Annotated in this window: 28 protein-coding genes; 9 read left to right on the top strand and 19 right to left on the bottom strand. The window is 66.1% G+C overall.

What is annotated here, in order from left to right:
- Nucleotides 1-2 precede the first annotated feature (2 nt).
- Entirely contained in the window at nt 3-524 is a 522-nt protein-coding gene (locus tag FHS87_RS12115) for a hypothetical protein (protein ID WP_184518471.1), read from the bottom strand.
- Nucleotides 521-1,249: a DUF3644 domain-containing protein gene (locus tag FHS87_RS12110; RefSeq protein ID WP_184518469.1), complete on the bottom strand. Its 729-nt coding sequence runs from the start codon at nt 1,247-1,249 to the stop codon at nt 521-523. The genes FHS87_RS12115 and FHS87_RS12110 overlap by 4 nt, the downstream gene beginning before the upstream one ends.
- Before the next feature lie 61 nt (nt 1,250-1,310).
- Between FHS87_RS12110 and FHS87_RS12105 the strand changes: the two genes are divergently transcribed.
- Genes FHS87_RS12105 through FHS87_RS12095 form a run of 3 tightly spaced genes read left to right on the top strand, consistent with a single transcriptional unit; the run spans nt 1,311 to nt 2,618 of the window.
- A complete protein-coding gene (locus FHS87_RS12105) occupies nt 1,311-1,478 on the top strand; it encodes a hypothetical protein (protein ID WP_184518466.1) in 168 nt (55 codons plus the stop codon).
- Between the two features lie 50 nt (nt 1,479-1,528).
- Nucleotides 1,529-2,287 carry a hypothetical protein gene (locus tag FHS87_RS12100; RefSeq protein ID WP_184518463.1) on the top strand — a complete coding sequence of 253 codons (759 nt, stop codon included), beginning with the start codon at nt 1,529-1,531 and terminating at the stop codon, nt 2,285-2,287.
- Between the two features lie 16 nt (nt 2,288-2,303).
- Nucleotides 2,304-2,618: a type II toxin-antitoxin system CcdA family antitoxin gene (locus FHS87_RS12095; RefSeq protein WP_184518460.1), complete on the top strand. Its 315-nt coding sequence runs from the start codon at nt 2,304-2,306 to the stop codon at nt 2,616-2,618.
- Between the two features lie 48 nt (nt 2,619-2,666).
- Here FHS87_RS12095 and FHS87_RS12090 read toward each other — a convergent pair whose 3' ends face one another.
- Complete coding sequence (locus tag FHS87_RS12090; RefSeq protein ID WP_184518457.1) at nt 2,667-5,789, bottom strand: PAS domain S-box protein; 3,123 nt, start codon at nt 5,787-5,789, stop codon at nt 2,667-2,669.
- On the bottom strand, nt 5,770-5,994 hold the full coding sequence (locus tag FHS87_RS12085; protein ID WP_246418355.1) for a type II toxin-antitoxin system ParD family antitoxin: 225 nt from the start codon (nt 5,992-5,994) through the stop codon (nt 5,770-5,772). The genes FHS87_RS12090 and FHS87_RS12085 overlap by 20 nt, the downstream gene beginning before the upstream one ends.
- A 252-nt stretch (nt 5,995-6,246) precedes the next feature.
- Between FHS87_RS12085 and FHS87_RS12080 the strand changes: the two genes are divergently transcribed.
- The 3 genes from FHS87_RS12080 to FHS87_RS12070 are packed head-to-tail and all read left to right on the top strand — an operon-like array spanning nt 6,247 to nt 9,409.
- A complete protein-coding gene (locus tag FHS87_RS12080; protein ID WP_184518454.1) occupies nt 6,247-6,669 on the top strand; it encodes a PadR family transcriptional regulator in 423 nt (140 codons plus the stop codon).
- A gap of 53 nt (nt 6,670-6,722) precedes the next feature.
- Entirely contained in the window at nt 6,723-8,183 is a 1,461-nt protein-coding gene (locus FHS87_RS12075) for an FAD-dependent oxidoreductase (protein ID WP_184518451.1), read from the top strand.
- Nucleotides 8,180-9,409, top strand: a complete 1,230-nt coding sequence (locus FHS87_RS12070) for an MFS transporter (protein WP_184518448.1) — start codon at nt 8,180-8,182, stop codon at nt 9,407-9,409. The genes FHS87_RS12075 and FHS87_RS12070 overlap by 4 nt, the downstream gene beginning before the upstream one ends.
- 338 nt (nt 9,410-9,747) lie before the next feature.
- Here FHS87_RS12070 and FHS87_RS12065 read toward each other — a convergent pair whose 3' ends face one another.
- On the bottom strand, nt 9,748-10,545 hold the full coding sequence (locus tag FHS87_RS12065; RefSeq protein WP_312861976.1) for an ion transporter: 798 nt from the start codon (nt 10,543-10,545) through the stop codon (nt 9,748-9,750).
- Between the two features lie 329 nt (nt 10,546-10,874).
- Complete coding sequence (gene dinB / locus FHS87_RS12060) at nt 10,875-11,966, bottom strand: DNA polymerase IV (protein ID WP_312861975.1); 1,092 nt, start codon at nt 11,964-11,966, stop codon at nt 10,875-10,877.
- Nucleotides 11,967-11,984: 18 nt separating this feature from the next.
- On the opposite strand from dinB, the gene FHS87_RS12055 reads away from it, so the two are divergent.
- A complete protein-coding gene (locus tag FHS87_RS12055) occupies nt 11,985-12,566 on the top strand; it encodes a DNA/RNA non-specific endonuclease (protein ID WP_184518441.1) in 582 nt (193 codons plus the stop codon).
- A gap of 28 nt (nt 12,567-12,594) precedes the next feature.
- Here the strand turns inward: FHS87_RS12055 and FHS87_RS12050 are convergent, their stop codons facing one another.
- On the bottom strand, nt 12,595-12,774 hold the full coding sequence (locus FHS87_RS12050) for a hypothetical protein (protein WP_184518438.1): 180 nt from the start codon (nt 12,772-12,774) through the stop codon (nt 12,595-12,597).
- 150 nt (nt 12,775-12,924) lie between these two features.
- Between FHS87_RS12050 and FHS87_RS24625 the strand changes: the two genes are divergently transcribed.
- Entirely contained in the window at nt 12,925-13,743 is an 819-nt protein-coding gene (locus FHS87_RS24625) for a GNAT family N-acetyltransferase (RefSeq protein ID WP_376766436.1), read from the top strand.
- A 173-nt stretch (nt 13,744-13,916) separates the two neighbouring features.
- On the opposite strand, the gene FHS87_RS12040 is transcribed toward FHS87_RS24625, so the two are convergent.
- The 8 genes from FHS87_RS12040 to FHS87_RS12005 form a co-directional block, all read right to left on the bottom strand.
- A complete protein-coding gene (locus FHS87_RS12040; protein ID WP_184518432.1) occupies nt 13,917-14,168 on the bottom strand; it encodes a hypothetical protein in 252 nt (83 codons plus the stop codon).
- A 50-nt stretch (nt 14,169-14,218) separates the two neighbouring features.
- Nucleotides 14,219-14,962 (bottom strand): potassium channel family protein, encoded by a 744-nt coding sequence (locus FHS87_RS12035; RefSeq protein ID WP_184518430.1) that lies wholly within the window; start codon nt 14,960-14,962, stop codon nt 14,219-14,221.
- A gap of 505 nt (nt 14,963-15,467) precedes the next feature.
- Nucleotides 15,468-16,211 (bottom strand): arsenical resistance protein ArsH, encoded by a 744-nt coding sequence (arsH, locus tag FHS87_RS12030; protein WP_184518427.1) that lies wholly within the window; start codon nt 16,209-16,211, stop codon nt 15,468-15,470.
- A 12-nt stretch (nt 16,212-16,223) separates the two neighbouring features.
- Entirely contained in the window at nt 16,224-17,306 is a 1,083-nt protein-coding gene (locus FHS87_RS12025; RefSeq protein ID WP_184518413.1) for an ArsO family NAD(P)H-dependent flavin-containing monooxygenase, read from the bottom strand.
- Between the two features lie 7 nt (nt 17,307-17,313).
- Nucleotides 17,314-18,408 carry an ACR3 family arsenite efflux transporter gene (gene arsB / locus FHS87_RS12020; protein WP_246418354.1) on the bottom strand — a complete coding sequence of 365 codons (1,095 nt, stop codon included), beginning with the start codon at nt 18,406-18,408 and terminating at the stop codon, nt 17,314-17,316.
- A complete protein-coding gene (arsC, locus tag FHS87_RS12015) occupies nt 18,405-18,842 on the bottom strand; it encodes an arsenate reductase (glutaredoxin) (protein WP_184518409.1) in 438 nt (145 codons plus the stop codon). Before arsC ends, arsB begins: the two co-directional genes overlap by 4 nt.
- Complete coding sequence (locus tag FHS87_RS12010; RefSeq protein ID WP_184518406.1) at nt 18,839-19,360, bottom strand: arsenate reductase ArsC; 522 nt, start codon at nt 19,358-19,360, stop codon at nt 18,839-18,841. The genes arsC and FHS87_RS12010 overlap by 4 nt, the downstream gene beginning before the upstream one ends.
- A gap of 10 nt (nt 19,361-19,370) precedes the next feature.
- Entirely contained in the window at nt 19,371-19,724 is a 354-nt protein-coding gene (locus FHS87_RS12005) for an ArsR/SmtB family transcription factor (protein WP_184518403.1), read from the bottom strand.
- A gap of 272 nt (nt 19,725-19,996) precedes the next feature.
- Between FHS87_RS12005 and FHS87_RS12000 the strand changes: the two genes are divergently transcribed.
- Entirely contained in the window at nt 19,997-20,143 is a 147-nt protein-coding gene (locus FHS87_RS12000) for a hypothetical protein (protein WP_184518400.1), read from the top strand.
- 283 nt (nt 20,144-20,426) lie between these two features.
- Here FHS87_RS12000 and FHS87_RS11995 read toward each other — a convergent pair whose 3' ends face one another.
- The 4 genes from FHS87_RS11995 to FHS87_RS11980 are packed head-to-tail and all read right to left on the bottom strand — an operon-like array spanning nt 20,427 to nt 26,044.
- On the bottom strand, nt 20,427-20,903 hold the full coding sequence (locus FHS87_RS11995; protein ID WP_184518397.1) for a hypothetical protein: 477 nt from the start codon (nt 20,901-20,903) through the stop codon (nt 20,427-20,429).
- Complete coding sequence (locus FHS87_RS11990) at nt 20,890-22,800, bottom strand: site-specific integrase (protein ID WP_184518394.1); 1,911 nt, start codon at nt 22,798-22,800, stop codon at nt 20,890-20,892. The genes FHS87_RS11995 and FHS87_RS11990 overlap by 14 nt, the downstream gene beginning before the upstream one ends.
- A 56-nt stretch (nt 22,801-22,856) precedes the next feature.
- The gene (locus tag FHS87_RS11985; protein WP_184518391.1) at nt 22,857-24,773 is read right to left on the bottom strand and encodes a hypothetical protein; all 1,917 of its coding nucleotides are present in this window, start codon (nt 24,771-24,773) and stop codon (nt 22,857-22,859) included.
- The gene (locus tag FHS87_RS11980) at nt 24,770-26,044 is read right to left on the bottom strand and encodes a tyrosine-type recombinase/integrase (protein WP_184518388.1); all 1,275 of its coding nucleotides are present in this window, start codon (nt 26,042-26,044) and stop codon (nt 24,770-24,772) included. The genes FHS87_RS11985 and FHS87_RS11980 overlap by 4 nt, the downstream gene beginning before the upstream one ends.
- Nucleotides 26,045-26,144 lie beyond the last annotated feature (100 nt).

The raw sequence follows: 26,144 nt of genomic DNA, 5'->3' as shown, positions 1-26,144 counted from the left end.
GCTCATCCCGAAAGGCCCGGTAGCTCTGCGAGCATCTTGGCCGCCTGGTCGGGGTCGAGTTGACCGGCCGCGTAGAGAGCGATCACCGTTGTCGCCGATGCCAAGATCCCGTCCAGGGCGGCCTCCACCGGTGCATCGGCATCCAACTTCGCGGCATCCAACCGGTCCAGGCGACGATCGCGGACGGTGTCGTAGTTCGCCGCCTCCACAGCCAGCATGAAGCGCTTCGCGAGGAGATCCGCCGGGGTGCTGCGTTCCAGGGCAAGAGCCCGGATATCCTGCGCGGCGGAGAGTTCGCCGGTGGACAACTGGCTGTCGGGCAGGAAGGTTGTGAGATCCGCGCAGAGGTGAAAACGCCCCCCGATGCTTACGAGCCGGAGGTGTCCGAGGAAGGCGCCGCCATTCGTTGGCGCCACAATGGCGAACTGGCCACCAACGGAGATGATCAGGTCTCGAACCCGGGGGGTGATCGCAACGGCCCGGATGAAATTGACGTGCAGCACTGCCTCGGACATCGCAGTCATTGCGTCATCATGGGACGCGGACTTGGTTCGCTCGAACCACCTGCCCACCGCATGCCAGCCGAACCAAGCCGTGAGGGCCGCCACGATGTTGTTGACGCGTTTTCCGGCGACAGCGATTGCGGTTTCGAACGCCGGGTCATCTGGTGCTCGACCTCGTGCCGGATCGCGATGAGGAAGCGCAGGTTCGTCCTCACGGCCTCCTCAAGGGGGCACTCCGGCGCCCGCAGGCAGGTCTCCAGCTCCCAGTGCTTCTGGGCGCCATGGGCGGTGGTGAGGAGGGTGCCGTCGTCCTTCCTGGACCGATAATCCACCCCGATCCGGCGGTAGTGCCAGTGGAGCAGGTAGGTCCAGGCGATCACGGCGAGGACGATGAAGCACTCGGTTCGGAACAGCGTCCGGGGGTTGTTGTAACCCCCGATCGCGTTGAGCATGGCCTCCCGCGCCTTCACGATGAGCTCGTCGTCCACGGGGTGCAGGCCCGTTACGAGGTCGTGCTCCGGCCATCGGGAGAGGAAGGCCCGCAGTTCCCCCGACGACGCAGCGGGGACTGATCCGTACCGGCTCCCCTTGGTGATCTCAACGACCCGCGCCTGGTTGATGCTGCGGCCTGGCCGGGAGAAGAAGGCGAGGATCTCCTGGTTCGAGCGGCCTCCCTCTCGCACCAGCGCCTTCACGAGCGCGACCTCGGCTGTTGTCAGGGAGTTTCCGGCTGTTCGCTTCGGCATGTGCTCTCCCTATCCGTCATGCCGCCCCGACGCCACGATTCGGGAGTGGAACCCCGGCGGAATGGGCCGAGGCCTTTTCTGGGACCGCTGGAACCTCATCGTCGTCGCGACGCCCGCCGACGCGCGGGGCGACCAGGTGGCCGGGCTGATCCACCCGATCGGCCGGGAAGCCGGTGCGTCGCCTGCGGCCGCCGGGGGCGACTTTTCCAGACTGTTCCCCTCATCCTGATCTGCGGCCCCGCTGGCTCCGGCAAGTCCACGGCGGGCGTCCTCATGGGCATGCTCGCCGCGAACGGCACCATCGTCGGGCAGGTCAACGCCGCCGCGGCGGCGCGCCTCATCCACGAGACCAAGGGGCTGGCCGTGCTGGACGACCTCGAGGCCATCGGCGCCCGGCCGGGCAAGGACGGCGCCGCCTTCGGCGACCTCGTGCAGTGGCTCAAGGTCTCCTACAACCGGGACACGGCCACCAAGGTCTGGGTCGACGCCAGCCGCAACTTCAAGGTCGAGCGCCTCAACGGCTTCGGCATCGAGGTCATCAACAACACCACGGGCGTGGACAGCATCCTCGGCAGCCGGATGATCCGCGTGCAGACGCGCAAGATGCCGGAGGCGCAGGCGTCGGGGCGCCGCGGCCTGGAGCCGCCGACGTCTCAGGAGATGGTCCGCCTCAGGGACGAGCTCCACTGCTGGACCTTCGACAACGTCGGCCTCATCGCCCAGGTCTACGCCGAGGTCTGCCCGTCCGCGTCGGAGCGGGCGGAGGAGATCGCGGCGCCGCTCCGCGTGCTGGCGCGCATCTCGGGAAATCCGGAGCATTCGGCGCGACTCGAGGACGCCCTGGCCCGCAGCGTGGGGAACGCCCTGAACGCGGACGATCCCGCCGACGTGCTGGAGGATCCGGAGGCGGTGCCGCCCAAGTCCGCCACGGAGTTCTGCGGCGGTTGCGGAACCTGCCCGTACCGGTCCCACAACTGTCCTTTGATGGATGAGCGCCTCGCCGCCGAAGGTTTTCGGCGCGGGCGCCCCGGCAACTGAGGAAGCGGAGGCGAGCGTGCCCCTTTACCCGCCCAATCCTGTCGTCATGGCCGAGGCCCGGCGCCTCGCCTCCGAGGATCTGGACCGCGGCCTCGGCCAAGTCGCCGAGCTGCTGGCCCAGCAGGGACACCACGGCCCGGACGGCAGGCCCTACCCGGGCCGCACGGTGGCCAACCTGCTGGACGAGGGGCTGCGGCGAAGGCGCGCCGACAGGTGGCACGAGCGGAACCGTGGTGCCGCCGAGGACTTCAACCAGTGGCTCGGCGGAGACGGGCGCCACCTCTTGGCTGGTGACCGCGACAGCGGCGCCGACCGGGAACCTCCGAGCTAGCGTGCCCCCTCCTGCCGCCCGTCCCGAGCGCGACCACGCCGCCTGGACTCAGCGGCTCGATCGCAGCACCCGCGACAGTCCCTCGGCCGAGTACGGCTTGTTCAGCAGCTCGAACCCCTGCGCGCCGTCGTTCGCCAGCACGTGGCTGTACCCGCTGGTCAGGACCACCGGGAGGCTCGGCCATCGGCGCCGGATCTCCTTTCCGAGATCCACGCCATTCATGCCGGGCATGACCACGTCGGAAAACACGACGTCGAACCGGCTCGCGTCGCCCTCCAGTAGATCGAGTGCCGCTTTGGCGTTCGGCGCCCAGGTGGGCACGTAACCGAGGTCCTCGAGCATCTGCCGGGCGAACTCGCCGACCTGGGTGTTGTCCTCGACCAGCAGCACGTTCCGGCGCCCCTCCACCGGCGTGTCGGCCTCCTCGGTGGACTGCGTGGGCGCCACCACTGGCTTCGCCTCCGCCCGGGGGAGGTAGAGCGTGAAAGTCGAGCCCCGACCGACCTCGCTCTCGACATGGAGTTCGCCCCCTGACTGCTTGGCGAAGCCATAGACCTGCGAGAGACCCAGCCCGGTGCCCTTTCCCGCCTCCTTGGTCGTGAAGAACGGCTCGAAGATCCGCCCCAGCAACTCAGGCTCGATCCCAGCGCCCGTGTCGGACACGGAGACCGCGACAAAGGAGCCCCGCGTGCCCTCGTGCCCGCGGGTCGGCGGCACCCCGGAGGCGAGCCAGGTCCTCAGCCTCAGGCGCCCCTCGCCCTCCATCGCGTCGCGCGCGTTCACCGCCAGGTTGACCAGCGCCGTCTCGAACTGGTTCGGGTCGGCCTCGACCGCGCGGCCCTCGCACTCGATCGAGGTCTCGATCGTCACGGGCGCGCCCACCAGCGGGCGCACGAGCTCGACGACCGACCGGACCCGATCGCCCACGACGAACACCTCGGGCCTGAGCGGCTGGCGCCGCGCGAAGGCCAGCAGCTGCCCCGTCAGCTTGGCCGCGCGCTCGGCGGTCTCGGCGATAGCCTCGACGTAGCGTCGGCGCCGCTCCTCGGGCAGGTTCGTCCGCCGGAGCAACCCGGCGGACGAACGGATAACGGTGAGCAGGTTGTTAAAGTCGTGCGCCACCCCGCCGGTGAGTTGGCCCACGGCCTCGAGCTTCTGGCTTTGCCGCAGCGCCTCCTCCTGCAGGCGGAGCTGCTCGGCGCGGCGGGAGACCTCGACCTCGAGGTGCTCGTTCAGCCGCCGCAGCTCCCTCTCGGACTGCCTGCGCGCGGTGACGTCCAGCATGGCCCCGATCATCCGGAGCGGCTCGCCGCCCGGCCCGCGCACCATGAAGCCGCGGTCCAGCACGTCGGCGTAGCCGCCGTCGGCGCGCCGGAAGCGGTACTCGTCGCTCCAGCGGTCGCCGCCACCGTCGATCACCGCGTGGATGGACCGCGAGACCCGCTCCCGGTCCTCGGGGTGGATGTGGTCGAGCCACCAGTCACCGGCCGGGTCCACGTCTTCCGGGCGGTATCCGTATGCTTTGTGCAGCGCCTCGTTCCACTCGATACGGTCGCGCCGCAGATCCCAATCCCAGATGGCGTCGTTGGTCGCATGGACGGCCAGGCGGTAGCGCTCCTCGATGGCATGCTGCGCCTCCTCCGCGCGGCGCCTGTCCGTGATGTCGGTGTTCGTGCCCACCCATTCGCGGACGGTTCCGTCGGGTTCGCGGACTGGGACGCCGCGCGCCGCGACGCGGCGCCACTCGCCGTCGGCCCGGCGCAACCGGAACTCGGTGTCGAACGGCGTCCCGTTCGCGACGGCAGCCGCCCATTCCTCGGTCACGTGGGCGCGGTCGTCCAGGTGGACGGCGTCGGCCCAGCCGGTGCCCAACCACTGCTCCACCGACTGCCCGGTGAGGGCTCGCCAGCTCGGGGAGTCTTCGCATACCAGGCCCTGGGCATCGGTGGTCCAGACCGCAGCGGCGGAGGCGGCCACCAGGGCCCGGAAGCGCTCCTCGCTTGCCCGCAGCGCCGCCTCAGCCTCCCGGCGGTCGGTGATGTCGAGGACGAACTCGACCACCTCGTCACCAATCCGGCGCGGTGCGAACAGGCCCCACCAGCGCGAGCCGTCCTTACGGTAGTACTGCTTCTCGTAGGGCACGGCCTCGCCGAGCGTGGTTACCTCCTCGATCGCCTTGAGCGAAGGCGGGTAGAACTCCGGCGGGGTCAGCTCCTGCCAGGTCTTGCCGATCGCCTCGTCATGGCTGAAGCCGGTCATGCGCAGGAAGGCGTCGTTCACCTCCGTCAGGCCGAAGCCCGGCCCCCAGAACAACACGCCGACCGTGCTGATGCCGAGGGCGGCCCGCAGCCGCGCCTCGCTCACCCGCAGCGCCTCGCGGGAACGCTGACGCTCGGTCACATCGCGGGACGAGGCCACCAGCAGCTCCGGCCGCCCGTCCACACCCGGCACCGCGGTGACCTGCACGTCCCACCACTTCGGGGTGCCCTTGGCGGTCGGGCAGAAGCCCCGGAAGCGGCCGACCCGCCCAGCTACAGCCTCGGCCAGGGTCGCCCGGATCTTGCCCCGCTCCTCCTCCGGCCACATGGACTCCCAATCCGTGCCGTTGACCAGTTCGAAATCGTCGATTTCGGTCGCGCACAGGCCGGGCTCGTTCATGAAGGTGAGGCGGCCGTCAGCGGTCAGGAGCTTGAGGCAGTCGGCGCTGTTCTCGAAGATCCCGCGCAGCACCGCCTCGCTCGCCCGAAGCCGCTCCCCGGCCAAGTGCTGCTCCGTGCGGTCGCGCACAATTTTCACGTAGCCGATGTGGTCACCCGTCTCGTCATCCTCGAGCCGGGTCATGGAGCCGGAACCCCAGAAACGGCTACCATCTCTGCGCAGGTGCCAGCGCTCATCCGCCGCTCGCCCACAGCTCCGGGCGGTCGCCATCTCCTTCTCGCAAGCGTCCTCCGCCCGGTCCTCGGGCGTGAAGATCATGCAGGCGTGCTGGCCGACCGTCTCAGCCTCCGACCAGCCCATCACCCGCTCGGCGGCGCTGTTCCAGCTCGTGATGACGCCGTCGAGGCAGATCGTGAGGACGGCAAAGTCGGCCGAACTCTCCAAGACGAGTTCGGCAAGGCGGCCAGGGCTCGGCAGCCTGTGGCGGGCGAGGTCAACCTTGCGGCTGTTCATCGGCATTACTCGGGGTCAGGGCGGCTGTTCGATGGGCGGGCGGTTCGGGCGGCAGGGCCTCGGCGCGCTCCAGCAGGCGCAGACCGGCGCGGACGACCTCGCTGGATGTCTGGTAGCGGCCGGAGGCGACGAGGCGTTCGACAAGGCGGCACAGTTCCGCCGTCAGGGCGACATGACGGCTGTGTTGGGCTGGCATGGCGCGCATCTAGTGGTGTCCGCAGAGGGTGTCACCTTCCGCTCACCCGGCAATGTCCACGAGGTGGAGGCGTGCGGCAATCCTGCCACATCCAGGTTGGCTTCCGGGCACCGCGAAGGGGGGTCGGCCGTCCAGGAGGGATGAACTATCGGCATCAGCGGACCTGGTTCCATACCGCCATCCGTCAGTCGCCAAGTCCCCGGCAGCGCACGCTGCCTCCTCATCGTTGACGCATAGCCCTCCGAGGCATAGGCTTCCGATGTGCCCAGACAGCCCGTCCTCCGCGCCGTCGCTCGTCCCTCGCCGGACTTCACGGATCGCGCTTACTGGGCGGGGACCATCAAGATGGCGCTCAGCCGCTTCTTCGTCCTGCAGGTGCTGCACGACAGCCCGGCCCATGGCTACGATATCGCGCGCGCGGTGGAGCGGACCACGAACGGCTGCTGCTCGCCCTCTGAGGGCGCCCTCTACCCGACGCTGCGCGAGTTCGAGCAGGGCGGTTACGTGACCTCGGAGACCGAAGTCGTCTCCGGTCGGGAGCGCCGCGTCTACACCCTGACCGACAAGGGTCGGGAAGCCTTCCGGGTCGGCCTGGACGCCTGGATGGACGCCACGGCCGCGCTCACCGACACCAGTCGTGCGGCCAGCGCCCGCAAGAAGAACGGGCGCGGCTGCCAATGCTGAGACTTCGCTTGCGCGGACACATCTCCCACCAAGGCATTTGAGGAGAACGTGACATGAGCTCGTGCTGCGGCGGCGCCAGCCGTGCTCCCCTGTCCCAGCCGGTCGGCAGCGACGCTACCGCCAGTTTGCCTGTCGCCATCATCGGCGGCGGCCCAGTTGGCCTCGCCGCCGCGGTGCATCTTCTCGAGCGTGGCCTGAACCCCGTTGTCCTTGAGGCCGGGTCGTCGGTCGGCACGGCGCCGGTCGCCTGGGGGCACGTCCCCATGTTCTCGCCCTGGCGCTACAACATCGACCGGGCCGCGCGCGCCTTGCTGGGGCGGCACGGGTGGACAGGGCCGGACGCCGACGCCTTTCCAACCGGCCGCGCCCTCGTCGAGGACTACCTCGCGCCGCTCGCCGCCGTGCCGGAGATCGCCGCGCGCCTGCGGGTGAACACGCGGGTCACCGGCGTCGCCCGCAGGCGCGCGGGGAAGGTTCGCAACGCCGGACGCGAGCAGCAGCCCTTCGAGGTGCGGTTCGAGGACGCTCAAGGATTGCAAGGACGCCTCCTTGCTCGTGCGGTGATCGTCGCCTCGGGCACGTATGGCAATCCAAGCCCGGCCGGTTCCTCCGGCCTGCCCGCCGTTGGCGAGCGGGAGGCGGCCGACCGCATCCGCTACGGCATGCCGGACGTCCTCGGCGCCGAGCGCGCCCGCTACGCAGGCAAGCGAGTCCTTGTGGTCGGCTCCGGCCACTCGGCCATCGGCACCCTCATCGACCTGGCCTCCCTTGCCGAGCAGGCGCCGTGCACGGCCGTCCTCTGGGCGGCGCGGAGTACGGACCTGACGCGTGCCTACGGCGGCGGTGCGGCCGACCAGCTTCCCGAACGCGGCGCCCTGGGCCAGCGGCTGCGGCGCCTCGTTGGAATCGGCGCCGTCGAGCTGCTCGCCCCCTTCTCCGTTGACGAGATCCGGCATGGGGATGGTGAATCCTTGCGGGTGCTCAGCGAGGAAGGTCGCCTCGTAGAGGCTGACGAGCTGGTCGTGGCCACCGGCCTGCGTCCCGACCTCGGCATCCTGGGCGAGGTCAGGCTCGACCTCGATCCCGCCCTCGAGTGCCCGCGCGTGCTGGCGCCGCTCATCGATCCGAACCTGCACTCCTGCGGCACGGTTCGGCCGCACGGCGCCGAGGAGCTGGCGCAGCCAGAGGCAGGGCTTTTCCTCGCGGGCATGGTCTCCTATGGCCGCGCGCCGACGTTCCTGCTCGCGACCGGCTACGAGCAGGTGCGCTCCATCGCGGCGTTCCTCGCGGGCGACGTCGAGGCGGCGCGCCGGGTCGAGCTCGACCTGCCCCAGACCGGTGTCTGCAGTTCCAACCGCGTGCTCCCCGATCCGGCGGGGGCAGCGGCCTCGTGCTGCACGCCGGTCACTCCGCAGGGGGGCTGCTGCCCCCCAAAGCCGGAGCTGGCCGAAGACGCGGCCTGCTGCGGTAGCGCCGCCAGCCCGGCGGTGGTCCAGGTCGAACCAGTCCAATGAGCCAAGTCACCACTATCGCGGCCGATGCCCCGGCGGGCGCGGCGGTGAGCCACTCGCGCCTGGCCGTCGTCTCCACCATTGGGGTCGCCCAGATCATCGCCTGGGGTTCCTCCTATTACCTGCTCGCCGTTCTGGCCGGGCCGGTCGCTGCCGAAACCGGCTGGCCGCTGACCTGGATCATGGGCGCCCTGTCCATAGGGATGCTGGTGTCCGGCCTGGTGTCCCCGCGCGTGGGCCACCTCATCGAACGGCGCGGTGGCCGCCCCGTCCTCGCGGCCAGCGCCGTTCTTCTCTCGGCCGGGCTGCTGCTGCTCGGCCTGGCTCCCAGCCTGCCGGTCTTCGTCCTGGCCTGGGTGGTGCTCGGAGCGGGCATGGGGGCTGGTCTTTACGACCCAGCCTTCTCGACCCTGGGGCGCCTCTACGGCGAGCACGCTCGCCCTGCCATCACCCACGTCACCCTGTTCGGAGGCTTCGCCAGCACGGTCTGCTGGCCGCTCAGCGCCCTTCTCGTTGAGCAGGTCGGCTGGCGCGGCGCCTGCCTGACCTACGCAGCCGTCCACATGGCCGTCGTTCTACCGCTCTACCTGCTCGGCGTGCCCCGCGAGGCGGCCGCGTCCGCACCGGCACCCGTGGCGGCCAGAACGGCCGCGGCGCCGGGCCAAGTCCGAGCCAGCCAACGCTACGCCTTCGTCATGCTGGCCTCCGGCTTCACCCTGGCGGCTGTCATCATGACCGTCATCTCCGTTCACCTGCTGACGCTGCTGCAATCGCAGGGCTTGGGCTTGGCCGCCGCCGTCGCGCTCGGGACGCTCATCGGTCCCTCCCAGGTCGGGGCCCGCATGCTGGAGATGCTCTTCGGCAAGAAGGCCCACCCAATCTGGAGTCTGGTCGCCTCGTCGGTGCTGGTGGCGCTGGGACTGGGCATGCTGGTCGGCGCGCCGGGTGTCGTGGCGGCGGGCATCGTCATGTACGGGATGGGTAGCGGGATCCGGTCCATCGCCCGCGGAACGGTGCCTTTGGCCCTGTTCGGCAAGGAGGGATACGCCGTGCTGATGGGGCGCATCGCCATGCCGACGCTCATCGCGCAGGCGGCCTCGCCGTTCCTCGGCGCCTGGTTGCTGGACGGGTTCGGCGCCTCTACGACGCTCGCCATGCTGTGCGCTGCCGCTGTGCTGAACATCCTGCTGGTGCTGGCCTTGGTGCCGGTGGCGCTCCGGCGCCGATAGCAAGGCCGACGGTTAGGAGGCTGTACCAGCCGCTCTGGCGGTGACTGTTCTCGACCCAAACCCGACTTTTGCCACCGCTCTTCCAATGGCCGGGCTTGGCCAATATCTGCCAGTCCGCCCCTGGGACCCTGGGACGACGATGTCGAAAAGCGGGCATCGGCGCGCGGTTCGATGGCGCGCTGGGCCTTTATCCTTACCTCCGCACTCCCCCGCGCGGACTAGGAACAGGGCTGGGCTAAAAGCCCGGCCCATGTCGCTCAGATTTCCCCTTTCCCAAGGCTGGACGAAGTTTTCGGGCAGGAACCCTGTGGGCACGGGGGGGCGTGCCCATTACGGCCCTAGCCCCTCTCAGCCCGCAAGGTGGAGATCTCCATCCGCAGGGCACGCACCTCCGACAACAGCATCTGGCTGTCGGCGTGGGCGGCGGAAGCAGCGGCATCCGTGGCAGCCTGGGCCGCCTCGGCGTCGGCGCTCTCGCGAGTTTCCCGGAGCGTCTGGATGCTCTCGACGATGACCCCGAGGAAGAGGTTGAGCACGACGAAGGTGGAGATGACGATGAAGGGGATGAAGAACAGAAGGGCGCCGGGGTGGTTCTCCATGGCGGGCTTCACGATGTCCTCGACCCAACCCTCCAGCGTCATGAGCTGGAACAGGGTGAAGATGGACCCTCCGAGGGTCCCGAACTTCTCCGGCATGCTCTCGCCGAACAGCTTCGTCGCCATCACGCCCGAGACGTAGAACATCAGCCCCATGAGCAGGACGATGCTGCCCATCCCGGGCAGGGCGGCCAGCATGGCCTCGACCACGTTCCGGAGGGACGGGACGACCGAGAGGAGGCGGAGCACCCGCAGCACGCGCAGGGACCGGAGGACGGACAGGTCTCCGCCCGAGGGTGCCCAGGAAATGCCGATCACGACTAGGTCGAAGACGCCCCAAGGGTCACGAAAGAAGCGAACACGGAACGCGAAGATCCTTAGGGCCAGCTCAGCCGTGAACAAGCAGAGCAGGGAGCTGTCGACGAACTCCAGAGCCGGGCCGAAGCCAGCCATGACCGTGGCTGAGGTCTCCAGCCCCAGGGTGACGGCATTGATGAGGATGAGCGCCGTTACGGCGTGCTGGAACCTGGCGGAGGTCACCAGTCTGGCCACACGCGCCCGCAGAGTTGGCGCGAGATCCTGCGCGGAAACAGCTTCCTGCAAAGCCTTTCTCTCCAATTACAGGCAGTTAATGATGGCCGCGAGGCATCTCAGGTCGTGCATCAAAGCGCAAGGGGCGCCTCGTCCTGGTCATCCAGGACAGATCTGCATCTCGGACTTAGGTCCGCTTTCGAGAACTCGACGCCGACGCGCGGATGCCCGACGTGGACGCTTAGCGGCCCAATAGGCCGCGGAAGTCTACCGCCGATTTTCATAGACCATCGACCATCGCCAGCGCACACCTTGGCGTGAGCGGCGCCGTGGGTATGTCAGCGCTCCGCTGCAAAGTTGAATGCGGCCTGGCAACTGCTCGCGGGTGCCATGCGGGGGTCGAACCCCGAAAGAGTCACGCCAAGAAGCCGAACCGGCCTCTCGAGCGGGAACAGCGCCGTGGCCAACGACACAGCGGTCGAGACGAGGGCGTCCCTCCTCGCCAGTGCCTCGCCTGTGGTCCGGCTTCGCGTGACGGTGCGGAAGTCGGCGTAGCGCAGCTTCACCGTCACGCTCCGGCCGAGGGTGCCGCTCCGTTCGCACCAACTCCAGACCCCGTCAGCGAGGGCCGCTACTGCCCTCTCGACCTCCTTCTCCGTCGCGAGGTCGCGCGCGTAGGTCATCTCGCTCCCGTAGGACTTACGTGGCCGGTCGGGGACCACGGGCCGGTCATCCTCGCCGCGCGCGATGGCGTGAAAGTGGGCCCCCGCCTTGCCGAAATGCTGGATGAGGAATGGGAGGGACCTCTCCCGCAGGTCGCCCCCTGTGCGGATGCCAAGGCGCTCCATCCTCACGGCCGTCGCCGGGCCGACGCCATGGAAGCGCGACACCGGCAGGCCCTCGACGAAGGCGGGGCCCCTCTCCGGAGTGATGACGAACTGCCCGTTCGGCTTTCTCTGGTCCGAGGCGAGCTTGGCGAGGAACTTGTTGTAGGAGATCCCGGCGGACGCAGTCAGGCCCGTCTCGGCAAGGATGCGAGCGCGGACCTCTGAAGCCACCCGCACCGCGGTCGGAATACCCTTCAGGTTCCCGGTCACGTCGAGGTAGGCCTCGTCGAGTGAGAGCGGCTCCACCAGCGGCGTGTACTCCTCGAAGATCGCCCGGATCTGCCGCGAGACGGCCCGGTAGACGTCAAACCGCGGCGGCACGAAGACGAGATCGGGGCAGAGGCGGCGCGCGGTGCGGGAAGGCATGGCCGAGCGCACCCCGAAGGCTCTGGCCTCGTAGCTCGCGGCCGCGACCACGCCCCGCTCGGCCGAGCCGCCGACCGCGACGGGGCGGCCGCGAAGGGCGGGGTCGTCCCGCTGCTCGACGGAGGCGTAGAAGGCGTCCATGTCGACGTGGATGATTTTGCGGACAGGCGGGGCCACGAGGTGGGAGAGGGCTTGATGTGCGGTCCAGACTACCACGACCCCGGGCAGAGGCACGCTGGCCGTGGATCGACGCAGCGCGGAGCCTCGGCGGCGGCGCTCGGCGTCCTTCTGATCCTCTCCCCGCACGGCCTCGCCGCGACGACCGCCTGCCCCGAACACTTCGCGTTTGGTAGCGCCCCCGAGATCCTCCGGCCCGCGCTCGCCGCCCAGGTCCGCGAGCTCTGCTTCGAGGGCTACGCCGTCCTGCACAGTGGGGTCTCCCGCACGCCGCTGGCCGTCGCCGAGCACCTCACCCGCGCCTGGATGGCTGGGGCCCGGAAGGTCCGGCGCGAGGGCTCCTTCCACGACGAGGATCGGCTACCCCCGGACGAGCGGGCGCGGCTCTCGGACTATGCCCGCTCCGGTTTCGACCGCGGACACATGGCGCCCTCCGGCGACATGGCCACCCCCACGCCGATGGCCGAGAGCTTCTCTCTCGCCAACATCGTGCCCCAGCATCCTGCCTCGAACCGTTGTCTCTGGGAGGGGATAGAAACTTCTGTCCGGCGGCTCGCGACGGAGGAGGGCGAGGTCTATGTCGTCACGGGTTGCCGGTAGCGGTCAGTCTGCTCCGGAGCACAATCCGTCAGAAGCGGCCATTGCTGAACACCACCGCCGTCACAATGAACCCGGCCAAAGACCCATGCGCCCCGAGTTCCTCGGGTGAGCACGGGGCGGGATGGTCGGTAGAACCGTGGAAGGCGACGATCCAGGCCGCGAGGTGCGCGACGCGCGCCGGTGCGTCTCGATGCGTCACGACCGCCATCACATGCGGTCGCTCGCACCGAGGTGTCCGCTTGTCGCGAATGCACTCGGGAGCCAGTCACAACCCGAACGATGAAGAACCTATGACATTCAGTATACCGGCTTGAGGCTGTTCGTTTGCCGGACGATAGTTGGACCATGACAGAAACCCATGTCCCGGCTCGCACCCGAACCTGCGACTGACAGCCGGAGTTATCAGAGTCCCTGGCGCCCGTGTGCCGTGTTGTCCATGTTCGCGAAGGTTTTCATGATTAGCCCCGGGAGCAGTGCTCCCCTGAAGCAACGTCGAATTGGTCGTGCCGCGACTGACATCCTGTTCAGTATCCCTCTCGACACCGACGTGACCGCCCGCTTTCTGGGACCGCTCGAAGTGGTCGCGGCCGCCGTTCGCCGGGGAGCCGCCCATGTGCTCGTCATGGCTGAGCGCGATGGGGAACCACTTGGGTTTTACGTTACTCATCCGGACCCACAGGACGGTTCGACTTGGTGGCTCGGATACCTGGCGGTCTCCTCGCGAGCGCAGGGTGCGGGCATCGGTCGGGCGATGGTCACCGCCGTCCTGCGCAGGCTCTCCGGCGTGCCAGGGTGCCGACGGGTTCTCCTGTTGGTCGACCGGGAGAACCGGGTTGCTCTGCGTCTTTACCGGCGAATGGGATTTGCGCCCTCTGGCACCAGAAGCGTAGGCACGGAGGAAATCCTGGCCTGGAGTTGCGCCGGGTTGACCCCGGTACCTGCCATGGTGCCGGAACGACAAAGTCCTTTCACGAAGTGGCGGCGGTTGCGTGTACGGTCCAACCCGGGGCCCCATGCGGCACGTGTGATCGGGTTGACGCGCGGGCCTCCGGCGTTGATCTCTCAGCGGAGGCAGCGGAGCTTTATGAGCGGGCCCGGTTCTGCTTGTGCACCCCTTCGGCGGATGGCCGCGCCGATCGAAGCAACACCCCAGGTATGCAGCTCGTCCGGCCTGTAGACCCAGCATGCCCTCAATCGGCAACAAGGCGAGGTAAAAGGCTACTTCGTGCATGCAGAGGGCAGGACAGTCCTCGTAACGGAATCCGCGAGTGGTGCGGTGCTGGCCGTAGATTCCATGCCGGGTTAGCAGCTCTGATCGACGTCGCGGGAAGCGCAGGAAGTCAGCTTACCTTAGAAGGAGGCGCTGATCCGCTCAGGCTCAGCTTCCACGTCGCTTCTGAGCTTCCGCGAGCCGGTCGCCGCCGTCCGAAATGGGCGCATGGCTGCCGCAAACAGGAATGCCGCGCTCAGGTTACCGGCCGAAACAAGCGGACAGTGATCGCTGCTCCAGCGTCGTGGTGGCCGCCGCCCCTTTCTGGCGGCGAGAAGGTGAAATCTGACCCTGGTGCGGATATAGGTGTCGATAAGCACGGTGACGGTCATTGAGGCGTATACAAGCACGGTCCACCCAGGACGGCCGCGCCGATGTTTCCCTAGGCGCTGTCATTGGGAATCCTCAGCACTAGGCCGCACGCTTTGCAATGCACGGCATCCAGATCGTGACGCTGCAGCCCGCACTGGGGACAGGGGTGCAGCACCTTCCCGCCAGGTTGGAACACGGCCTGCGCCAGACGGAAGAACAGTGTGATCCCGACGATCATCATGACAACCGAGAGCAGTTCACCAAAGGTGCTGCCGATGAGAGTTACGTCACCGAAGCCGGTCGTGGAGAGTGCCGCGACGGTGAAGTAAAGCGCGTCCACGAAGTCCTGAATTTTCTCGTTGGTCCCACGCTGGGTCACGTAGACCAATGAAGAGACCATGACGACGAACACAGCCAGGTCCATGGAGGCACGGATTACTGCCTCGTTGCGCCGCACCGCGGGGAAGCGCCCCTTGAGGCGGCCGAGCACGTTGTAAGACCGCAGGAGACGAACCGTGCGCAGGATACGCAGGAATCCGAGGTTCGCGCCGAGAGCGGAGACAAACAGCGAGGCGACGACGAGGACGTCCACGAACGCCGCACCGTTGTCGAAGAAGTGCATCGGGTGCCGGTGAGCGAGCATCCTACCCAGCAACTCGAGTGCGAGTAGAATGCCGAGCGCCAGATCGACAGCGCGGATCCAGGGCGCATCAGCGACAAAGGTCGTGGCAAGGAAGTAGGCGATCGCCATCAGGTCAATGGTCAAAAGGCCGACCTGGAACGCCACAGCGGCCGGTCGGTGGCCATAGAACATGCGCCTCAGCCATATGCGGAACCGCCCCAGCCCAGTTGGCCGGTGCTCCGGCCGCGGTGAAGACGTGATCGTGTCCCGTGGGCTCACATGGGGCGCTGGTCCCTCCTGAGCACCGTCACTGGTATCCCTGGCTGCCGCCGTGGAGTTGGCGCTTCCATTTGGCTCAGCCATCACCTCGCTCCTCCTCTCGGATAACCGTGCTGTTGGGAGATAGGACGAATGCCCCGAACGATAGGAGGGTCATTCCAAGCCCCAGGACAGGGTTGCTGGCGGGAGTCCGTCAGGGCCTTGCGGCTAGAAGCCTAAATCCAGCCGCGCCTTCCTCTGCTGCGAAGCCGCACAACCTTTGTCCCGAAGAATGCGCAGGGTTCCACCGACCTACCCAACCTGCCCAGGACCGTGGCGCTTGTCCGTTTTCAGGATCTTGGACGCGGCCTGTGGATGTCCGGCGAGGCGCGCGGAACTGCCTTAGAAGCAGCAGACTTCTGCTGCCAACCGCCGACCTTCAACTCGCGGCACCCGACAGGACGGCAAGATCTGCCTTGGCCTGCTTCTCGGCCCGCTCTTTCCGCTCGCTGTAGCGGTCGGTCAGGTGGGCCGAGATGTCCCGCGTCAGCAACGTGAACTTCACCAGCTCCTCCATGACATCGACGACGCGGTCGTAGAGCGGTCCAGGTTGCATCCGGCCTGCCTCGTCGAACTCCTTGTATGCCTTGGGCACCGACGACTGGTTGGGGATGGTGACCATCCGCATCCAGCGGCCGAGCAAACGCAGCGTGTTCACGGCGTTGAAGCTCTGCGACCCGCCGGAGACCTGCATCACCGCCAGCGTGCGCCCCTGGGTCGGGCGCACGCCCCGGCTCTCCAGCGGCAACCAATCAATCTGGTTCTTCAGGATGCCTGTGACGGCGCCGTGCCGCTCCGGGCTGCACCAGACCTGCCCCTCCGACCACAGGGAGAGCTCCCGGAGCTCGGCGACCTTGGGGTGGTCGGCGGGCACGCTGTCGACCACCGGCAGGTCGCGGGGGTCGAAGACCCGCGTCTCGGCGCCGAACCGCCGCAGGATGCGCTCAGCCTCCAGGGTCAGGAACCGGCTGTAGGACCGCTCCCGGAGCGAGCCGTAGAGCAGCAGGATCCGGGGCGCGTGCGTGCTCGCGCCGGGGATGCCGAGCCTCGCCAAGTCAGGCACTTCGAGCTCCGCTTCGGAGACGTTGGGCAGCGACAGGTCCGGAAGGTTCGCGTCAGGCATTCAGTTCTCCGATCAAGCCATGCTCACGGGCGGCGCGCCCGCCGCTTCTTGGATTTCCTGGACGGCACCCCGGGCGGCCCGCGTCACCCCGGCCAGGGTGGCGGAGGCAACCCCGGTCCAGTCACCGTAGCCGACCAACCAGAGGCGCGGCTCGCGGACGCACTGGGCACCCTGGACCGCGATGCGTCCGTCCGGCTCCAGCACCCCGAGCGGCGCCAAGTGCTCCAGGGCCGGGCGGAAGCCCGTGCACCAGATGACCGCATCCACCGGGCAGTGGCTTCCGTCCCGCCAGACGACGCCGCGCGGATCGTGGCGCACGAAGGGCCGAACGCTGTGCAGGGCGCCACGGTCGCGGGCCTCGCTGACGGGCGGCACCATGACGATGTCGCCCAAGCCTCCCAGTGGCGGCCCGGGATCGCGGCCTTGCTGCTGGGCCCGAATGCGCTCGGTGGCCCGCTCGAACAGCACGCGGCCGTCCACGTCATCCGGGAGGAGGGTGGGCGGCTCCGGCGTGACCCAGGTCGCATCGGCCACGAGCGACAGCTCGGCGAGGATCTGTGCGCCGGAGTTGCCGCCGCCCACCACAAGGACACGCTGACCCGCGAGATCCTGAGGCGAGCGGTACGAGGAGGAATGCAGTTGCCGCCCGCCGAAGGTGACCCGGCCCGGGTAGTCCGGGATGAACGGTCGGCTGGCGCCGCCCGTTGCACTGACCACCGCCGACGCCGTCCAACTTCCGGCATCGGTTCGGACGAGCAGTTGGTCACCCGCGCGCTCGACGGCCTCGACCCGGACCGGGCGCCGGACCGGCAGCCGGTAGCGCTCCTCGTAGGCCGCCAGGTAGGCAGCCACGTGGTCCCGACCGGGATAGCCTTCGCCAAGCACGGGCGGCATGGGCCAGCCCGGTAGTGAGCTGGACTGCGCCGGGGAGAAAAGGTGCAGGGAGTCCCAGGCCGAAGGCCAGGCGCCGCCCGGCTTCCAGTTGGCGTCCAGGATCTCGAAGTCGAGCCCCGCCCGGCGCAGGAAGTAGCCGGTGGCGAGGCCCGACTGGCCACCGCCGATGACGACGACCTGCCTGCTCTGGGCTTCCGCCATCCCGTGCTCAGCGAGCCGCCGCCCGGCCAGCCCCGCGGTCGTACCAGGCGCGGCTGCGCATGACGATGTGGACGACCGAAAGCATAACTGGAACCTCGACCAGCACGCCGACCACCGTGGCCAGCGCGGCGCCGCTCTCGAACCCGAAGAGGGCAATGGCGGCCGCGACCGCCAGCTCGAAGAAGTTGGAGGCGCCGATGAGGGCGGAGGGACCGGCGACGCTGTGGGCGGAACCGCACTGGCGGTTCAGCAGGTAGGCTAGGCCCGCGTTGAAGTAGACCTGGATGAGGATGGGCACAGCGAGCAGCAGGATGACCAGCGGCTGCGCTAGGATCTGCTCGCCCTGGAAGCCGAACAGCAGCACCAGCGTGGTCAGCAGGGCCAGCAGCGAGACAGGGTTCAGCGACTTGAGCGTGCGCTGGAGGGCCGCCTCGCCGCCGGAAGCCAGCAGCGACCGGCGCCAGAGCTGCGCCGCGACGAGGGGCAGGACGATGTAGAGCAGGACCGAGAGGAACAGGGTGTCCCAGGGCACCGTGATGGCGGACAGGCCGAGCAGCAGGCCGACCACCGGCGCGAAGGCCACCAGCATGATCGCGTCGTTCAGCGCGACCTGGGACAGGGTGAAGTTGGCGTCGCCGTCCGTCAGGCGAGACCATACGAAGACCATGGCGGTGCAGGGCGCCGCGGCGAGCAGGATCAGCCCGGCGATGTAGCTGTCCACCTGCCCCGCGGGCAGCCAGGGCCGGAACAGGTAGCCGACGAACAGCCAGCCGAGCAGAGCCATGGAGAAGGGTTTCACCAGCCAGTTGATGCCGACCGTGACGGCGATGCCGCGCCAGTGCTGGGTGACCTGCCCCATGGCGGCGAAGTCCACTCGGAGCAGCATCGGGACGATCATCGCCCAGATCAGGAGAGCGACGGGAATGTTGACCTGCGCCACCTCCATGCGGCCGAGCGCCCGGAACGGGCCGGGCAGCACGGCGCCGAGCGCGATGCCTGCCACGATGCAGAGCGCGACCCAGAGGGTGAGGTAGCGCTCGAAGGTGCCCATCGCCTCCCGGCGCCGCTGGATGGCGGCCTCGCCCTGTGCCGAGGCGCTCATGCCGCGTTCCCCGGCGCCGCGCGCCGACCTTGGTCGTCGATGACCTTCTCGCCATCCTCCTTGGTGAAGGCGCCCTGCTGTTCGTTCGGGAGGATGTTCAGCACCGCCTCAGACGGCCTGCACAGCCGCACGCCGAGCGGCGTCACCACGATGGGACGGTTGATGAGGATGGGGTGCGCCATCATGGCGTCGAGCAACTGGTCGTCGGTGAGGTCTGGGTTGCTGAGACCCAACTCCTCGTAGGGAGTGCCCTTCTGGCGCAGGACGTCGCGCACCGGGATGTCCATGCGGCGGATCAGGTCGACGAGTTCGTCCCGGGAGGGCGGGGTCTTCAGGTACTCGATGATTTCGGGCTCCTCGCCGCTGTTCCTGATGATGGCGAGCGTGTTGCGGGACGTCCCGCAGGCAGGATTGTGGTAGATCGTGACGGTCACGATGCGTGGTCCTCGTTGGTGGCGGGGGCGGAGCGGCCGATCTCACGGACACGGTTGGTCAGGGACATGCGGTCCAGCGACGCGAAGGGCAGGGCAAGGAAGACGGCAAGGCGGCGCTCGAGCATCCGGAACGCGTCCGCGTAGGCGTACGCCACCTCGGCTTCGGTTCCCTCGGCGGCAGCCGGGTCCGGAATGCCCCAGTGAGCCGAAACAGGGTGCCCGGGCCAAACCGGGCAGACTTCCCCCGCGGCGTCGTCACAGACGGTGAATACGAAATCCATGACCGGTGCGCCCGGTCTGGCGAACTCGTCCCAGGACTTCGACCGGAGACCCTCGGTTGGGAGGCCGAGCGACTGCAGCAGCCTGACGGCTTCGGGCCTGACCTGCCCACGTGGAAAGGAACCGGCGCTGTGCCCCCGGAAGCGCCCCTCGCCCCGAGCGTTGACGATGCTCTCGGCCAGGATGCTTCTGGCGCTGTTCGCCGTGCACAGGAACAGCACGTTGTAGGTGCGCTCCATGTCGCCCTCCTCAGGCGGCTGTTGTCTTGCAGGAGTGGACCGTCGCGGCCACGGGGTCGCAGGCCGGGGCGCAGATCGCCTCGCCGCCGCAGCAGTTCTCGGTCAGGTAGCCCACCAGCCCGTTCATCGCCGCCGGGACCATAGCGTAGATGATCTGTCGGCTGACGCGGCGCTGGGTGGCCAATCCGGCGTGCAGGAGCTGCTGCAGGTGGAAGGTCAGCGTCGAGGACGGCGTCCCGAGCCGCTCCGCGATGGCGCCTGCGGGCAACCCTTCCGGTCCAGCTTCCACCAGCAGCTTGTAGGCCGCCAGACGATGCTCATGGGCCAGTGCACCCAGCGCCGCCACTACCTGTTTGGGCTCCACCCTTGCTTCTCCACTTTCCTAGCAAAGTCGAAGTATGAGGTGCTGCGCTCCTGGTCAATGACATTTCGATGAATGTGGAAATGGCTCGGGTGGCTGCGCTGTGACATGTCGAGTTCAGGGGATGCTCAGGCTGTTTCGCTTCGGCGAATCTTAGGTCGGCTGCAGGATGACCATCACGATGGTCAGGTCAGGGACGTGATCCGGTGCAAGGCATTCGGTCCTACGCGAGCCATTGCGGGCGCCCATGAGGGCGCATGGTCCAGTTATGCTGCTTGCCGGATCGCCTGAACATGCTCGTGGTGCCCTTCCACCGGTCGCCCGTAGCCATCCTCCCCATCGGCCGACGGACGCGCGACGTGGCAAGCGCCTGGGACGAGGCGTCCGACGCGATGGTCGAGGTGGCGGAGGTTTCCGAGTAGCAACCACACGCGGCCAAGGACGTCTGGCTCGTCGAGACGGAGGACGGCAAGGAGGTGGCCGTAGCGTGAAACGTCCGGGTCGGCGCCTGGAGGACGCTCGACGCGAAATGCGCCGGAGCCATGACCTGTCGGACACACGCCTCTAGGAGACGTCCAGCGCTCTGCCCCGAGCGACGGCCACCCTGGAGGAGAAGAGGAACGTGCCCGCAAGCGGAGTGCCGGGAAAGGTGGCGGACGCCCCCCTTGGTAGCTCACTTCGCCTGGACGCGGGTGCCGCCCCCTGTCACGCGTCGTCCGATGCCTTCGACGCCCGCCGGGCGCGCCGCAGGTTCACCACAGTTGCTCCCATCGTTTCTCTGCCCCGAAGCTCGTCCAATTCCTTATCTTGAGCCAAGATCTTCTTCTGCTGCTCCAGAAGTTTGTATTGGAGCGCGATGATGCTCTGGGCGAGCTGGTCCTCACGGTTGATGCGGTGCCTAGTTTCCTGGGCGACCTTTTTGGCAGCCTTTCCCTTCCGGCACTTCTGTTTGAGGGAATCGATGAGGACGTCGAGTTCGCGCCGCAAAGTGTCGTGGTAACTAGCCGACAACGTGGTTCGGGATCGGATACCCGCCATCCGGAGAACCTCGGCCGCTGAGATGGCGTGAGGATACTTGTGCGACTGCGAGGCTGCATCGAAGTTCTTCTCGTGCAAGACCATAGCTTCATACTTTGCCATGGCGTCTCGTACGGCCTTCTGGGTTTCCTCAGCCCGCGGCATGGTGCACCTCCTCCCGATTCAGCACGTCAACGACGATCGGGTCGTTCACGAACTCGGCCGCGAGGTCGGGGAACAACGCCAACTTCTCCCTGATCACGTGGCTGTAGTGAACCCAGTGCGGGCTTCCGACGTCCTTTCCCCGAAGGTGGACGATGGAACTCGCGACGCTCGCACGTGCTGCTTCCCTGTATTCGGGCATCACGAGGTGCCACATGCACTCGGCTTGGCACTTCGAAACGTTGGGTTGCTCGTTGTGCTTGCAGCAGAGGCCGGGCTCGTCCCGCGGTTTGAAGCACGCCACCAAACCTGGGATGATCTGTTTCAACGACAGACCATCCGGTCCGCTCGCAACGACGTCGATGATGTCATCCGTGGTGACTTTGCCCTGGTCACGGGCACCGTCCGGGACGAAAACGTCCGCCAAGGCCACCACGGCTTCGATACCGGCCGCCCACCCCTTGGCTCCGCCTCCGACCAATTTATCCTTCTTCTCGATGAACGGCGCAGCAGCGCGTCGGTGTTCCTCCTCAGCGATCTCGCGCAGTTCGATGAGGATTGACTCGTTCGCCAAGATGTAGCGGAGCGTCATGGCAAGGTGCTCGTGCCCAAAGAGCCGTCTAAGGACCATCGGGCCGCCATGGAGCGCGATGACGATGAGGCGCGCAGTTGTCTTGCGGAAGCGGTGGTGATGGACGTTGCCGTCCGTCAGTTCCGCGAACCCGTATTTATCCGCAAACTTCACAAGAGGAGTATGGATCTGCCGAAGGGGCTGGCCAGATCCCCAGATGGAGGAGTGATTCCTCCAGAGGTAGCGGAACCCTTCGCCCTCGAGGAGCTGAACGTAGTCTCGTTGTGCGTTCAGGTAATCCGCGAGACGCTTGCTGATGGGCCAGTCGCGCCACTCGCCACCGCTGGACTGAGAAAGCTTGAATGTCAGCCCCCACAGCGTCCTGCCGTCAGGTTTGATGTTGCTGCCCTTCACGGCGTCCAAGGGAAGCGCGCTCACCTCACTCCAGCGAGGGCCGAGCACGAGCGAAAGGATGAAGATGCAAGCCAATTGGCAGAGGTGCCCCACTCCACGCAGCTGTTGCTCCCCCGTCACCTCGAGTTCGAGCGGCCATTTGCGGCCCGCGAGAATGCCAGGGAGCGCCTCGATGCGATCCTCTTCCTGGACCGACATGACCTCCCGAAGGCAGGTGACCACTGCTGGCTGCAACTCGTCGAGTACCGACAAACAGAACTCTCCTGCAGCAGTCACAAAGGCATCGCTGAACGGCTGGTATGTCCTCGATAGCGGCTCGCCTTCGTCGTCTCTCACATTCTCCGTATCCAATCCGTTATAGGAATCATCGTCGCAAAGGCTCTCAACCGACGGCGGCGGCACGAACATGGAGTAAGTTTTCGGCGTTGCGGCGCGCCAGAGCCTGAGTTGGTGGTAGACACTGGCCACCGCCTGCCTGTCTTTCCAAGGCAAACACCCGATGGCTGCGAGGAGATCGGCGTAGTCCAGCTCGGCAAGGGCCTTGCCTTCCTTCACAGCGCGCTTCCCGAATGACTTGAGGATTTTAAGGCGTCCTCTCAGCGTAGTGAGAGATAGCGGACGGCGGGAATGGAAGACGATCAGGTAGAAGCAGCGCTTAACGCAGAGCTCCGCGGATCTCACTGCCTCATCCTGCCCGCGCTTGTTAGAGAGATTAAACTTGAAGGTCAGATACGAGAGAGGACGGGTTTCGTACTCGCGGTGCCAAGCGAGCGGTAAAGTCCACTCGCGGTCACCGGCACGCACTGGAACATCGGATTGATGTCCGGGAAAGATGGGGATTTTCTCGAATGCTGCATCGTCGTCGAAGGCAGGCTCTCCCGGCCGCGGGTACAGTAAGGCAGCATGGTCGCTCATGGCGCCCCAGCCATTCTGACCGCATAAACGCCAAAAATCGGCCAAATCGACTAGGCTCATAACGTCGTCCGCCTCGTCACATGTTTGCCGACGAAGAGCGACGTCTGCACAATGGGTTCCAGTTGGCCCGCGGCTATCTTAGCTTCCGCGATATGGAGGTCGGAGAATTTGCTGACGATATGCTGGTACAGCGCTAACTCCAGCGGATGATCACTCGTTTCCCAAAGAGCTAAGGAAATGGTTTCCCGATGTTCCTCGAGATCAGCGATGATGCGGATAAGATACGGCAAGCTCTCCTTGGTCGCGTACCAGTTCCAGCATTGGAAGCAGCGCTGCGCGAGGCAGGTTGTACCGGATCGGTGCCCTGGATCTGCCTCTGGAGAGGGGTTGTGGGTATCTACGCAGTTCAGGCCGGTGATCGCCATCTCGGTGTAGCCTTCCCTGTATCTGCGTGGTCCGTATTGTCCCTGCTTTAGGTCAGTGAAAACCTTATTTTGTAGATCGACTAGGCGCTTGCGGTCGTGCACGATCTGCTGCTTCTTCTCGAGGTAGTTGAGAAGCGCACCGAGCGTGGTGTGGCTCAGCGCCTGAGCGGTGAGCAGGTAGTTCATGCCGCTTCGGTGATAGACGAAGGACGCCCAGACATCCCTTCCTTGCGTCATCCGGTAGCGGAGCGGGCTGCCGTCCTCACGCAGCACACCAGCCGTCTCGAAGAGGGTGTCGAGGAAGCGATGTGCTTTGTAGAAGTTGTAGGGGGCTGGAAGGAAATCGAACAAGGCGCCGTTGAGGACCCCTATCCAGATCAAGGAAGCCCTCCGTTTTATTTCAGGGTCTCCGGTTTCCTGCGCGATCTCCATGAGGCGCCTGCGGATCGGCTCTTGGATTTCGATGACGAACTTGATGATTTGGTATGCGTCGGTCTTGCGGACGACCGACGAGGACACCCGCTGCAGCCGATCGCCCACCCGCTTAGGCCCGTAGAGAATCGCCCGCTTCTCCGGATTTAGGGGATCCGGCCTGCTCCAGTGGTCCACCGTCATCCGGCTGAGCGTGTCCGGGTTGAGCCCCGTCTTCATGGTCACCATCGCAAAGGCAATGGTGAGCTCCGGAAGGCCGAGGAACCTGGTTGTGGCGTAAGCGTGCGTCCCGGTGGTGCTCTTGGCGATTTCCGGGATGATGAGCGAAGCGGGTACGGGCGTCCGCATGCCGCCCTTGACTCGGGACGGCAGCGCCGGATCCAACCCAAGACCGGAGAAGGGCAGGAACCGCTCCGTGACCCACAGGCAGTTCTCGGGCCTGTGCCATCCCCCGCCGTTCCAGCGATTAGCGCCGCTGCTGCCCGTCATCGGATTTACGCCTTCAGCGGCGAGTCTGCGTGCATCCGTCGTGCGGTGAACTATTCGCCTCCAGATTCGCGCCAGTGGCCGAAAGGCACTCTTCGCCTCCTCAAAGCTGAGGACGTCATCACCGTAGGCGCCCTTATTATCTGACCGAAAGTAAATGTAGATATCAAGTGTGTCGCGGTCCGTCTCGCCGAGTTCGACGGCCAGCTCAAAAGATCGGCGAAAGACCGCGTAGGTTCCTTGATTGATGTTATACTTGCTGCGTTTACAAAGCCTGCTCTCTGGGATTTCCCGAAGCCACGAGATGAAGTTTCGCCACACCCCCTCAAGCATCAGCCAACTTAGATCGTCCACCCTGAGATGGGAGCTGACATCCAGCAGAGCGGAAGCCCTCTCCTGATCGTCGAGAAACAGCCAAAAGTACTGGAGGTTTGCAAGTGAACGTTCCGCGCTCCTCTGCGTCAGTTCGCAGTGAAGATCCTGAAATCCCGGCAATATTCGTTGGGCTAGGAGGGGACGTCCGCGAAATCTCTCATTCCCTTCCGCCAAAGACGCCAGAATCGGCTTTTGCCATCGGGTGGTCTCTTTTGTCACCTTATCGGTGTGTTTGCCGCTGACCATGAAGTTCATGCGGCGCGATCCCCCCACTCGGATGCGTCCAACTCAGTTTCGTAGGCTTCGGGTATATCGGAGCCGAGCAAGAAGGAGAGGGCATTCAGATATTCAAATGTTGTTCTTAGGTCGGCGTGCCCGAGATTTTGCTTCAGGCGCATAAGGTCCGCCGACAAAAGCGCCTGCCCTACGTTTCGCTCGTAGCTCACGAACCCGCCCTCGGCCGCCTTGGAACCGACTTTCCAGGCACGCAAGAGGAAATGTGCGGCGTAGTGGTGACGAAGCAGGTGAGGAGAGAGCGCCGCAAAACCCACTTTCTGACGAGCCTTCACGAATGCTTTCTGAACGAGCCTTGGCTTCAATGGACTGGCTCGGCCATCCTCACCGATCCCAAGCAGAAGCACGTCGTGCTTCTGATTCAGCTTTCGTTCAAGCAACCGTCGGTCGAATTCACAATACCGATGAACCGTCCGCAGCAGCTTCTCATCAATTTCCACCCACCGTTCCTTGTCGCCCTTCCCGACAACTCTAATCCGCCGTCGAGCTGGATCCCGCCTAAAATCGGCAAGCGCCGGAAAATCTGTTGTCTTGAGATCTAGTGCCTCCCTCAGCCTCAAACCCATTCCATGGTAGATGCGGGCTGCTAGCCGCATGGAAGCGGTTTCGAGCGTCTCAATGAAGGTTCCAATTTGTTCTTCAGTGTACCAGGCTGTGATTTCGTTGGGGTGGACGCGGCGAAGAACGCTCGGTTGCAACGTAGTCTTCCCACGCGCTCCGCGTGGGTTCCGAACTTTTCGCATCTTCAGGCGCAGATCTTTTCGAAATCCTCGCCGCACCCCAAATTTCAGCAGGTCGATGGCCGAAATGAGATACTGATTTATTGATTTCAGTTGGAGACCGTCGCCGCCCTGCCTCCACCCATTTGCAGGATTAGGACCGCTCTCTAGATAGTCGCCGAATTTATCGAGGTCTGCGCCAGTCACATCCGAAAACGCGAGATTTTCTTCGGCACACCAGCGGCGAAACACATCTAACTGATAGGCGCGGTTCAATAGAAATCCGACGCTCGCCCGGTCCGCCGAACCTCCTTCGAGGATGATGTACTTACCCTGAATGGGTGCCACTGGCGACCAGTCGCCGTTTCGGCGTGCGAGCAGGTACTCGTTGGTCCATTGGTTTGGCTCGCCAGTCTCATCAATGATGAAAGGCGTTCCCAGAAGGGCCGCGGGGACCCCTTCGGCGACCGCTTGGTCGCCTATGACGAACACAGTTCGAACCCAGCCCCTCATACCCTCGCCTCCTCTCCAACTTGAACTAAGCGGGAGGAGCGGATTCTGTTCAAGTCGGGACGCCCCAACCTGAGGAGTCAGCGGCACTTGGACGCTTTTA

Source organism: Muricoccus pecuniae, from assembly GCF_014199205.1.
Classification (GTDB): Bacteria; Pseudomonadota; Alphaproteobacteria; order Acetobacterales; family Acetobacteraceae; genus Roseomonas; species Roseomonas pecuniae.
Note: the sequence above shows the minus strand (reverse complement) of the source record. Positions and strands in the feature narration are given on the sequence as shown.

What these genes read in the sequence shown, in the direction of transcription:
- FHS87_RS12115 (WP_184518471.1), bottom strand. Translation starts at nt 524, where the DNA reads ATGACTGCGATGTCCGAGGCAGTGCTGCACGTCAATTTCATCCGGGCC.
- FHS87_RS12110 (WP_184518469.1), bottom strand. Translation starts at nt 1,249, where the DNA reads ATGCCGAAGCGAACAGCCGGAAACTCCCTGACAACAGCCGAGGTCGCG.
- FHS87_RS12105 (WP_184518466.1), top strand. Translation starts at nt 1,311, where the DNA reads ATGGGCCGAGGCCTTTTCTGGGACCGCTGGAACCTCATCGTCGTCGCG.
- FHS87_RS12100 (WP_184518463.1), top strand. Translation starts at nt 1,529, where the DNA reads ATGCTCGCCGCGAACGGCACCATCGTCGGGCAGGTCAACGCCGCCGCG.
- FHS87_RS12090 (WP_184518457.1), bottom strand. Translation starts at nt 5,789, where the DNA reads ATGAACAGCCGCAAGGTTGACCTCGCCCGCCACAGGCTGCCGAGCCCT.
- FHS87_RS12085 (WP_246418355.1), bottom strand. Translation starts at nt 5,994, where the DNA reads ATGCGCGCCATGCCAGCCCAACACAGCCGTCATGTCGCCCTGACGGCG.
- FHS87_RS12075 (WP_184518451.1), top strand. Translation starts at nt 6,723, where the DNA reads ATGAGCTCGTGCTGCGGCGGCGCCAGCCGTGCTCCCCTGTCCCAGCCG.
- FHS87_RS12070 (WP_184518448.1), top strand. Translation starts at nt 8,180, where the DNA reads ATGAGCCAAGTCACCACTATCGCGGCCGATGCCCCGGCGGGCGCGGCG.
- FHS87_RS12055 (WP_184518441.1), top strand. Translation starts at nt 11,985, where the DNA reads ATGTGCGGTCCAGACTACCACGACCCCGGGCAGAGGCACGCTGGCCGT.
- FHS87_RS12050 (WP_184518438.1), bottom strand. Translation starts at nt 12,774, where the DNA reads ATGGCGGTCGTGACGCATCGAGACGCACCGGCGCGCGTCGCGCACCTC.
- FHS87_RS24625 (WP_376766436.1), top strand. Translation starts at nt 12,925, where the DNA reads ATGTCCCGGCTCGCACCCGAACCTGCGACTGACAGCCGGAGTTATCAG.
- FHS87_RS12040 (WP_184518432.1), bottom strand. Translation starts at nt 14,168, where the DNA reads ATGACCGTCACCGTGCTTATCGACACCTATATCCGCACCAGGGTCAGA.
- FHS87_RS12035 (WP_184518430.1), bottom strand. Translation starts at nt 14,962, where the DNA reads ATGTTCTATGGCCACCGACCGGCCGCTGTGGCGTTCCAGGTCGGCCTT.
- arsH (WP_184518427.1), bottom strand. Translation starts at nt 16,211, where the DNA reads ATGCCTGACGCGAACCTTCCGGACCTGTCGCTGCCCAACGTCTCCGAA.
- FHS87_RS12025 (WP_184518413.1), bottom strand. Translation starts at nt 17,306, where the DNA reads ATGGCGGAAGCCCAGAGCAGGCAGGTCGTCGTCATCGGCGGTGGCCAG.
- arsB (WP_246418354.1), bottom strand. Translation starts at nt 18,408, where the DNA reads ATGAGCGCCTCGGCACAGGGCGAGGCCGCCATCCAGCGGCGCCGGGAG.
- FHS87_RS12010 (WP_184518406.1), bottom strand. Translation starts at nt 19,360, where the DNA reads ATGGAGCGCACCTACAACGTGCTGTTCCTGTGCACGGCGAACAGCGCC.
- FHS87_RS11995 (WP_184518397.1), bottom strand. Translation starts at nt 20,903, where the DNA reads ATGCCGCGGGCTGAGGAAACCCAGAAGGCCGTACGAGACGCCATGGCA.
- FHS87_RS11990 (WP_184518394.1), bottom strand. Translation starts at nt 22,800, where the DNA reads ATGAGCGACCATGCTGCCTTACTGTACCCGCGGCCGGGAGAGCCTGCC.
- FHS87_RS11985 (WP_184518391.1), bottom strand. Translation starts at nt 24,773, where the DNA reads ATGAACTTCATGGTCAGCGGCAAACACACCGATAAGGTGACAAAAGAG.
- FHS87_RS11980 (WP_184518388.1), bottom strand. Translation starts at nt 26,044, where the DNA reads ATGAGGGGCTGGGTTCGAACTGTGTTCGTCATAGGCGACCAAGCGGTC.